Source organism: Marinobacter sp. bablab_jr008, assembly GCF_016464145.1.
GTDB classification, from domain to species: domain Bacteria; phylum Pseudomonadota; class Gammaproteobacteria; order Pseudomonadales; family Oleiphilaceae; genus Marinobacter; species Marinobacter nauticus.
On the sequence record NZ_JACDWW010000056.1, the window covers coordinates 1 to 8,927 of the forward strand.

The 8,927-nt window shown below is 55.8% G+C and carries 8 protein-coding genes, 4 tRNA genes and 1 rRNA gene; all 13 read left to right on the top strand.

The genetic code is table 11. The annotated features are described in order from the left end of the window. Nucleotides 1-26 precede the first annotated feature (26 nt). A 5S ribosomal RNA gene (gene rrf, locus JIF53_RS08520) occupies nt 27-141 on the top strand. 340 nt (nt 142-481) lie between these two features. Next, on the top strand, nt 482-1,684 hold the full coding sequence (locus tag JIF53_RS08525) for a DUF6160 family protein (RefSeq protein ID WP_153741270.1): 1,203 nt from the start codon (nt 482-484) through the stop codon (nt 1,682-1,684). 107 nt (nt 1,685-1,791) lie between these two features. After that, nucleotides 1,792-2,751 (top strand): hypothetical protein, encoded by a 960-nt coding sequence (locus JIF53_RS08530; protein WP_227548945.1) that lies wholly within the window; start codon nt 1,792-1,794, stop codon nt 2,749-2,751. Continuing rightward, nucleotides 2,748-3,305 (top strand): hypothetical protein, encoded by a 558-nt coding sequence (locus tag JIF53_RS08535; protein WP_153741272.1) that lies wholly within the window; start codon nt 2,748-2,750, stop codon nt 3,303-3,305. Before JIF53_RS08530 ends, JIF53_RS08535 begins: the two co-directional genes overlap by 4 nt. 12 nt (nt 3,306-3,317) lie before the next feature. Continuing rightward, nucleotides 3,318-5,711: a DUF6160 family protein gene (locus JIF53_RS08540; protein ID WP_199452254.1), complete on the top strand. Its 2,394-nt coding sequence runs from the start codon at nt 3,318-3,320 to the stop codon at nt 5,709-5,711. Between the two features lie 103 nt (nt 5,712-5,814). Then, nucleotides 5,815-6,774 (top strand): biotin--[acetyl-CoA-carboxylase] ligase, encoded by a 960-nt coding sequence (locus JIF53_RS08545; protein ID WP_199452255.1) that lies wholly within the window; start codon nt 5,815-5,817, stop codon nt 6,772-6,774. Continuing rightward, the gene (locus tag JIF53_RS08550; RefSeq protein WP_153741275.1) at nt 6,771-7,499 is read left to right on the top strand and encodes a type III pantothenate kinase; all 729 of its coding nucleotides are present in this window, start codon (nt 6,771-6,773) and stop codon (nt 7,497-7,499) included. The genes JIF53_RS08545 and JIF53_RS08550 overlap by 4 nt, the downstream gene beginning before the upstream one ends. Continuing rightward, on the top strand, nt 7,499-8,143 hold the full coding sequence (locus JIF53_RS08555) for a hypothetical protein (RefSeq protein ID WP_199452256.1): 645 nt from the start codon (nt 7,499-7,501) through the stop codon (nt 8,141-8,143). The genes JIF53_RS08550 and JIF53_RS08555 overlap by 1 nt, the downstream gene beginning before the upstream one ends. Nucleotides 8,144-8,174: 31 nt before the next feature. Further along, a tRNA-Thr gene (locus tag JIF53_RS08560) sits at nt 8,175-8,250 on the top strand. Nucleotides 8,251-8,290: 40 nt separating this feature from the next. After that, nucleotides 8,291-8,374: transfer RNA gene (locus tag JIF53_RS08565), tRNA-Tyr, on the top strand. Between the two features lie 10 nt (nt 8,375-8,384). Continuing rightward, nucleotides 8,385-8,459, top strand: a tRNA-Gly gene (locus JIF53_RS08570). Between the two features lie 13 nt (nt 8,460-8,472). Then, nucleotides 8,473-8,548, top strand: a tRNA-Thr gene (locus JIF53_RS08575). A gap of 52 nt (nt 8,549-8,600) precedes the next feature. Continuing rightward, the coding region (locus JIF53_RS08580) for a GTP-binding protein (RefSeq protein WP_228285514.1) at nt 8,601-8,927 on the top strand (327 nt) is incomplete at its 3' end.

An 8,927-nucleotide genomic window follows, 5' to 3' on the forward strand; every position in this document is an offset into this window, starting at 1 on the left:
TCGTCCCCCAGTGATCAACCGTTTTGCCTGACGACCATAGCGGTCTGGAACCACCTGATCCCATCCCGAACTCAGAAGTGAAACAGACCTGCGCCGATGGTAGTGTGGCGTTGCCCATGTGAGAGTAGGTCATCGTCAGGCTCCTAAATAAAACAGCCCCGACAGCAATTGCTGCCGGGGCTTTTTTATTTTGGATCGAGGCTCTCCTCTGCACTACAACGGCCCCCATGTGACAAGCTTGCCAACGGCAAGCGCAGGACGCGGGAGCGCAGCGACGGCGGGCCCGAAGGGCCGAGCGCGCCAGCGCGAGCAATGTAGGTCATCAGACCCCCTTGTGACCAGCCGCACAGTTACACCCGATAAATAACGTTAACATTCGTTTAAGACTGGCGAAGAAAAAACTACAAAGCCAGCTTCAGAGACACTCATCAGTCATTCGATCATTGCCGTCAATAACAACAAACGGCGGGCAGGTATGGCTATGAGTACACGTACAAGACTATTCCTCGCGCTGTCCATAGCGCTGTCTTCGGCTGCCCAGGCGGATTTGCAGCCTATTTCCGACGCCCAGTTGTCCGAGGTGACAGGTCAGGCCTTTGTCTCCATAGACCGCCAGTACCATCCCGATCCCAACGAAAATACCTCCTATACCCGTGTCAATCTCGGTATGGATATCGAAATTCAGACCAATGTTGATGTTCTCGAGATGGGGCGATATGAGCGAGCGGGTGAGAAGCAGGGTTCTTCCGATGTACTGATCCGCGATTTTGCGCTCGGGTACATCAATAACCAGGCCTACTACAGCAAGAACCCTGATGCTCCGCGACAATATCGCCCCGATGGCTCAGCCTATGGCGAGAATGAGATTGTTCCGTTCATGATCGATAGCCCGTTCTTTGAGTTTGCCTTTGATGAGACCACCAATGAGGTGGTAGGTGTTCGTCTTGGCTTTGGCGAGTCCATGGGCATTCTTTCCGGCAAGATCGAAACGCTGACGGGTAACGTCAATGTCGACATCATCGATCGGGGTGAAGGGTTGCGGGAGGCTAACTCCACCGGCAATTTCTTCGATCAGTTGATTGTACTGCTCACCCCTTTGCTCGAATCAGGCAGTCCGCTCGCCACCAAGGCGCAGCTGGTCTATGGAGCGGAAGATGACCCGCGCATTGGCGAGCTTGATCCCATTCGTGCGGAGTATATCGGTATTCCGAACGGGGAAAAGTTCGTTCTTGAAGGTGCCGCCGGATTCACCCGCTGGTCTCTGAAGAACCTGATTGGCTGGGGATCCAGTTCGGAGATTGAGGTGCCGGATTGTTCCTTCTTCAGCTGTGGTGCTGGTGACATCTATGTCTATGCCCAGGATTGCATGGTGCTGGGCATAGACTCCTGCTTTGATCTGGATATTTACAACAGTTTCCCGATTGGCCAGGTTGAGGAGGTCAATGGTGAGCGGCGAATTACCGGTCCCGCCGATGGCGCGTTTATTTCGTTTCAGACCAAAGATCTGGATTGGCTCAAGGACGTCAAGAAAACCGACATCACGGTTGAGGACTTTATTCGGGCGACGTCCGGTGCATTCTTCAATATCCCCAATGGCGCCACCGAGGTAAACCTGAATGAGGCGTTGTACGGCACGGACCGTTATCGGACTGAGTACATAGACCGTGGTAGGGGGCTGTTCTGATGAGCGGGTTCGGGTTCTGCAACTTCCCCTGCACTGCAATGTTGCCGTTAGTGCTCTTGTGGTCTTTGCCCCTCCAGGCAGAGATGGTGACTCTTAATGAGTCAGAGATGTCCGAGATTGATGGCGTCGGCATAGGCCTGGTTCTCGATAACTTTACCTTCTCCCATGGAACCGATGCGCCAGATGCCAATGGCAATCAGGCCCGTATATTCCGAATCACGGGTATCAAAAGCACAGATGGTCAAGACGTCGATATTACGGTGAATCACTTGTATATCGCGGGTGCGAATTCCGGTTACGGCCAGAATCTGACTCCGGTTAACCTGGGCCGTCTGCTGCATCCCTGGCGAATTGATGTGGTGGATGGCAATACTGTTGGGGTCCGTGATAAGGCGGTGTTAGAAATCGCCGCTCCTGCGATGCTCAGCGCGGCCGAGGGTTACGATTGCCTGGGTGGCTCTGCGGCTGCTGGCAGCGGTACCTGTTCAAGCCGCCCCGCGACTGAATCCTGGATTGGCGAGCGAGCGGATATGGGGATGCAGATGAATGTCGCCGTGGGTGACGATCGCTCTGCCAACCTGAACATACATGCGAAAAGTGCCGTGATTGACGGGAGTTACCTGCGCCTCTGGGGCGATGACGCTCGCCAGCAAATGGCCGGCCAGTTCAAGCTGAACTTCTACTCTCCGGAGTTAACCATCAACGCATGCACCCAGGATGGCAGCGAGTGTGGCTCCCGCATCACCATGTCCGATTTTGTCCTTCAACTGGCGATCGGTAACGAGCTCCAGCCAGTGTTTTTTGATGTCGACGGTACGGGCAATTTCGTGCTGGAGGTAGATGCTATCGCTGCGCCGGCACCCGGGCAGATTACCGCAAACGGGCTTCGGGATGGCAGCGATACCGCAACCTGGGACTTCTATGAAGCCTATTACACCAATCCGGAATACCGGAGCAATCTCCGGATTGGCAACTTTGGTGTTGGTGACCGGGATTTTGGCTCCGCCCGCATCGAAGGAATGCTCATTCAGCACCTGGAAATCAGAACCAAGGACTTGGCGCCATGATCCTTCTGACTTGTTGTTCAGCTACCCGGTTTTGCCTGCTCTTTGCGGCCCTGCTTCCCGCCTTGGCGTATTCCGAGATGTCGCCGCTCGGGGACGACGCCCTGGCTGATGTCTCCGGCCAGGGGGGGATCTATCTGTCTGGCGACATCAGCATCAACGAAATGGGAGGTCCGGTTCAGAACAATTACTTTGGCCGGTGTGATGAGGCAGATAAGAAATGCGGTGCTCGCTTTGCCTATCGGCTGAAGCAGGATGGCGGATGGATGGTACTGGACGAAATTCGAGGGATGTTCGCCTTTGAGGGTCTGACCCTGAGGGTGCGTTCGATCGATTCCGGCTTTGGGGGGGATGGTGCACTCTTTGACCGTGATGTGATTGAGCTGGGCTTGCCAAATGTTGTCCGGTTTTCTGACGTACAGTTCAAAATCGCTTCCAGTAGCACGCCACGACCAACTGACCCCGGCTTTCAGCAAACCGACATCTTTGCGGTGGAAATGCAGGGGGACGTGATCATGCAGGGTAACCTTCTGGTTTTTCCGGATGGAACCCCTTAGCCAGGAGGCATCATGACTCGTAAGCTTTCCGGAATCCTGCCCCTGAGTACGGTCGTCCTGGGCCTGGGCAGCTATTCGATGATAACCGCTGCAGATCTCCAGAGCCTTGATGACCGGGCGCTGTCTGAGATACGAGGCCAGAGCGGGATTACCATCGAAACTGACCTGACCATGACCGCAGACAAGCTTTCCTATTACGACGATGGAAAGGGCGTCCATCTGGAAGGTATGCGTGTGGGTTCCTCCGAGGTGCCCGGGCAGGGCGCATTTCACCGAACCAGAATCGACATTGGCAGCGATGCCGCGTTGAATCTTGAATACCTGGTGGAAGATCGGCGGGTAGAATTCTCGGACATTAGGCTGGCCGGCGCGCCGGGTGTCAGCATGGGGGGTATTTTCTTTGACCATAGCCTTCAAGGCACCTTGACCCTGCGCCAACAGACCGCTGGTGGAGATGGCTATGAATTTGATTCCGCGTACACCATGACGGGCGGCCGCCTGGGCTACAGAACCAACGGCAATTCGGTGTTTCTGGACGATATTACGATGTCCGTTGAGGCCTTGGGGGTAACTCTGGAAAGGGTGGGCCAGACCCTGGAACTGACGGCTCCCAGAGTGACTGGTAGCTGGCAGGTCGGTGCTATTCGATATTCCAGCGATCCTGCGATATATGGCCGTAGCACCAATGGTAACGGTGACCTGCTGCCCAGCTATGGCGGTCTCTCTGGCCAGTACGAACTGTCCTCAACGACCGGTATATCCGCAGGAGGCCGCGCAGGGGAGGGTTTGAGGTTTGATAACGAGACAACCATTCATAGCGCGTCTTTCCTCTATCACGATGATGGTCATTCCCTCGCCTTGAGAGACATCACTGGCGCCTACCGTATTCAGGATCTGCGCCTGGATGTGGATCAGGACTGGCGGGGCCGTCCGGCAGTGGGTTTAACGCTTGGGCGAATGGAAGGCGAGTTTGAGGTCGGAGCCATTGAGATTGGCGCTGCTGGTAAGAGCTTTGGTGCCTTCAACCTGAGCTTTCTGTTGGAAGACCAGGTATTTGGTGGTCGCAACTACACCAATGCGCTCTATCTGCAGGGCGGAGGCCATGCCGATGCCGGTGCCCAGGGTTTGAGACTGGCTGCTCAGTGGAGCCTCCGGCTTTCTGATCTGAGCTATACCGAGGACGGCAACAGGGTGATTATCAGTGGGCTTCAGTCCTGGGGGCAGGGCGATATCACCGTAAATGTCACCCGTGACGGTGTCCAGGGTGGAACCCGATTCTATGACGGTTTGCGTATTGGTTTCGAGGGGCTTGAGGCCGGTTACCGAATTAATGGTATGCGCGTTGGCAGTGATGACGCGCCATTGCAGGGTGGCACAGAGTTGTTGTTGGCGCTCGGCATCTATCCCGCCTACGACTTTACGCTGGACGGCCATATGACGCTCGGAGCCGGTGGCGCTTCCGGTGAGGGCCTGACGATTAATTCGGATATTCACATTCGTGACGGTCGTGCTGCAGTGATTGCCGCTCCCTATGACGAAGGTAACGGTGAGCAGCCCCAGAAAGGTCTCTGGCTGACCGATATGACCTATGATGGTCATGTTCGTAACATGACTCTGGATGTCACCGATGAAGGATTGGCGCTGGCAACGGAAGAGTCCTGGAGCACCATGGATATCGGCAATGTCCGGATCGGTAATGGTGTCGATGGAGAGAGCCTTGGGCGTTTGAAGATCCAGCGTTTTGAACAGGGGAGCACGACGTTGATCAAGCCTGGCGGTGCCGGCAACGTCTGTGTGGGTGGCGCTGGTGCTTCGGCCTCGGCCTGTTCGGCATCGGGCGGTGAGTGGGAAATGCGGGGCGACGAAGGTGTCACGATCGAGATGAAGAACATCCTCGCCCGTGCTCAGAGCAACGAGAAGCGGAATTCGCTGTTGTGGGAAACCAATCGGACCGTCGATGGCCAGGGGCAGGCCGTGAATGGTTCCGGAACCCGCCTGGTTCTGGACAACATATACACGAGTGACGGTGGTGATTTCGATGGTGATGGCGTCGACGACAACACCTACGGTATTCAAACTGATCTATCCGTTGACGTTTACCAGACCCGTGTCGTGAAGAAAGAAAATGGAGCGGACTCGCTGGGGGTGAATGGCGCCCGTGGTGACGAAAAGATTATGGATGCCTCGGCCCCCCAGGGTTATCGGTATGTGTCCTCTCCTTCGGAGGCTGATCGCCTGAATCGTCCACTGGGATTCGCGGTCAAGGCGGAAACCCGTTTCAAGGAATTGACCATAAATAATATCGATCTTGTCCATCCTGTGGGTGGCGCCCAGACCGCCGTGTTCGGCGCCGTGCTCCAGAATGTGAATATTCGCGCAAACCTGACCGCGACACCTATCCCCTGACGTCGCGACCGGTAAGGGGTAAGGCCAGTGCTGTCCCTTTGCTTTTCAATCCCCTCCTGTTGTTTAATCCGGGCTTGTTCATTCCCCGTCTGGAAGCTCATTGATGAAATCCAATGCATTGCTGTCCCTGCTCAGTGATCGTGAAATCCATTCCGGTGAGTCGCTGGCCCAGAAGCTGGGCGTTTCCCGGACGGCGGTGTGGAAGCATATCCGCAAGGCTATTGCCGACGGAACTGACATACGGACCATTCGCGGGCAGGGTTACCAGTTGGTGTCCGCACTGGACCTGCTCGACCGTGACATCATTCTTGGTCAGCTCAATCCTTCGGTTCGAGAGCGGATACAGCTCACTGTTCTGGATGAAGTGGATTCCACCAACGCCGAGGTTGCTCGCCTACTGACGTCGGCGCCACTCCCAGTGGTGTTATCTGACTGCCAGACGTCCGGCCGTGGTCGAAGAGGTCGGAACTGGCTCAGCCCCAAGGGCCAGAACCTCTACCTGAGCCTTGGGTTGTCGATAAAAGGTGGGTTCTCTGCCCTGGATGGCCTCAGTCTGGCCCTGGGCGTTGCCGTCGCCAATGCCATTGAGCAGGTAGGGGGCGGTGAGATAGGGCTCAAGTGGCCCAATGACCTGTTTGCCCGGGGCCAGAAATTTGGTGGGATCCTGGTAGAAATCCAGGGCGAACTCCAGGAAGGTTGTGTTCAGGTGATCGCAGGAATCGGTATCAACGTGCATATGACTCAAGCTGAAGACGTTGATCAGCCCTGGACGAGCCTGGACAAGCGTTGGCCAGACCAGGCCTGGGTTCGCAACCAACTCGCTGCCGGGATGATTACTCACATTCTGGCAGCAGTGACAGAATTTGAGGCTGGCGGCTTCCGGCAATTCCGGGAGCGCTGGCAGCGCCGTGATATCTTTAACGGCCTGCCCCTCGTCACCCGTGACGGTGAATTAAAGGGCGTGGGAGGCGGTATCGACGAAACCGGGAACTACCTCCTGAAAACAGCAGAGGGCGAAATACCGGTGCGGGCGGGCGATATCAGTTTGCGGGTGTCTGAATGATTCTGTTGATTGACGCTGGTAATACCCGCCTGAAATGGCGACTGGCTGGAACAGGTGGCCCTCTTGAAGGGGCAGCGGTCATGGCAGATGCTGAGCCCCTGATCGGACTTTCAGGCTACTGGTCTGACATTGACAGAATTCTGGTGTCGACGGTGGCCTCGGAAAGCGCCCGCGCGCAACTTCATGAACTGTTGCTTGCCCGGGCCAAGGTGCCTGTTGAATATTGCTGGGCTGAGTCGACGCGCGATGGCCTGTATAATTCCTATGGGGATGTGTCGCGCATGGGGGCTGATCGATGGCATGCCATGCTGGCTGGTTGGGGCAGGTGTAAGGCTTCTTTCGCCGTTGTCGATGCCGGTAGCGCCGTCACCGTCGACTATGTAAATGCCGGCGGGCGACACCTCGGTGGCTACATTCTTCCAGGGCTCCAGATGATGCGCCGTAGTCTGAAAGTGGATGCGGCACGAATTGGATTTGAGCAGAGTGAGCAACTCGACACCCGCCCGGGACAATCGACCGGCGAATGCGTTAACCATGGTCTGGCCTGGCTCTCCGAGGCCCTTGTCCAGAGGATTCATCGAGATGCAAAAGCCTTTGGACTCTCTGCGATCTACCTGACCGGTGGCGATGCCCGGCGTTTGCAGGCCCTTGGTCTTGAGGCTAACGTAATTGAGGGTATGGTGCTTGACGGTCTTGAGCGAATCGCCAGCGCGGGCGTTCTGTGATGAAGTGGCTGGCGTTTCTGTTGGCAGCTCTCAATCTGGCCGTTTGGTTTGTGCCGGCCTGGATCGAGCCATCCCGGTATGTTGGCGTTTCATCCGGAACCCTGCCTCGTGTCTCCAGCCTGAAAGTGGTTTCTGACACCATGGAGAGCCCCTCCCGGGAAGAGGGTTGTCTACGGATAACGCTCGGAATGTTTGATGCGAGGGATGACGCCGAGAGCGTGGCGGCCGGGCTCAAGTATAAAGCCGGCATTGTTGAGGTTGAGAAGGAGTTACCGCCTCTGCACTGGGTATTGATTCCTCCGCAGCCGCCGGAAGTAGCGCGAGCCCAGTTCCGTGAGCTCTATCTTCAGGGCGTGGAATCGTACATTGTTTCCCGTGGAGAGTACCGTAACGCCATTTCCCTGGGACTGTTCGAATCCCTTGAGGCTGCGCAATCGGTAATGGCAGAAAAAAAACAGGCAAATCTGAATGTAGTGCTGGCCAAGTTCCCTCGAAATCGTTTAGGATACGCGCTCGTTTTTGAGGTTGAATCCATGGCAGAAAGTGAATGGGTTCAAGCGGTTGAAGCGAAAACCGGTTACGAGTTCGATTTCGTTGAAAGCAATGCTTGTGAAGGTGTTGCAAGGCCGGAAAAAAATCCGTAGTATACCGCCCTCGCTGAACAGGCGAATGTGAGCTGGCGTAGCTCAGTTGGTAGAGCAGCTGACTTGTAATCAGCAGGTCGGGGGTTCGATTCCGTCCGCCAGCTCCACTTTAAGTTTTAAGCAGGTTCGCTTTTGCGGATTTGTTCGGGAGGGGTTCCCGAGTGGCCAAAGGGATCAGACTGTAAATCTGACGCGAAAGCTTCGCAGGTTCGAATCCTGCCCCCTCCACCACTAATTGCTCGCGGGCATCGTATAGTGGCTATTACCTCAGCCTTCCAAGCTGATGACGCGGGTTCGATTCCCGCTGCCCGCTCCAATTTGGTTTCAATGCTCATGTAGCTCAGTCGGTAGAGCACATCCTTGGTAAGGATGAGGTCACCGGTTCAATTCCGGTCATGAGCTCCATTTTTTATCCGGTCAACGTTGCGATCCTGGTTGATTAGGGAGATTGGTCGAAATGTCTAAAGCAAAGTTTGAGCGTAACAAGCCGCACGTAAACGTGGGCACCATCGGTCACGTTGACCATGGTAAGACCACTCTGACAGCCGCCCTGACTCGTGTATGTCACGAAGTTTGGGGTACTGGCGAGAGCCGTGCTTTCGATCAGATCGATAACGCACCGGAAGAGCGTGCGCGTGGTATTACCATCGCGACCTCTCACGTAGAGTACGATTCTCCGACCCGTCACTACGCCCACGTAGACTGCCCGGGCCACGCTGACTATGTGAAGAACATGATCACTGGTGCGGCACAGATGGACGGCGCGATCCTGGTTTGCTCCGCA